Source organism: Vibrio sp. 1562 (genome assembly GCF_033340155.1).
In the GTDB taxonomy this organism is placed as follows: Bacteria; Pseudomonadota; Gammaproteobacteria; order Enterobacterales; family Vibrionaceae; genus Vibrio; species Vibrio alginolyticus.
The window spans coordinates 1-544 of record NZ_JAWOVY010000687.1 but is presented as its reverse complement, the minus strand read 5'-3'; the positions used below and the strand labels follow the sequence as shown (position 1 = coordinate 544).

Genomic DNA, 544 nt, shown 5'->3' with positions numbered 1-544 from the left:
ATATATAAATGGCATGCCTCCTTTATTACCCGTGCTAATCCTTTTCCCGTGGTCCTGGTTGATTGGTCTGATGTTCGAGAGCAACTGCGCTATATAACATTACGCGCTTCGGTATCTGTTAAAGGACGCGCCGTCACGCTTTATGAGCAGGCGTTTGAATACAAAAACTACAACTCTCCAAAGAGCCATCAATACTTTCTCGATAAGCTTCAAACGCTCCTGCCCGAAGGCTGCACTCCCATCATTGTCTCGGATGCTGGATTTAGAAATACATGGTTTCGGCAAGTCGCCAACAAAGGTTGGTTCTGGTTGGGACGCGTACGTGGCGAAGTCTCGATCAAATGTGGTGATGCCCCTTGGCAATGGAACAAGACCTTCTATCCTCAGGCAACTGACAAGCCGCTGTTTTTAGGGGAAAGCCAATTAGCACGGCGTTCGCCGATCACATGCTTTGCCTATTTATACAAGAGCCAACCTAAAGGCAGAAAACCCCATCGACACAGCCGAACCTGCCAAAAGCATTCAGCAGGAAAAGTATTCCACA

General features: G+C 47.8%; 1 protein-coding gene. It reads left to right on the top strand.

Features of this window, described 5'->3' with window-relative positions; genetic code table 11:
* Positions 1 to 544, top strand: a 544-nt coding sequence (locus R7Z49_RS27095; protein ID WP_318112763.1) for an IS4 family transposase, incomplete at both ends; no start/stop codon positions are given.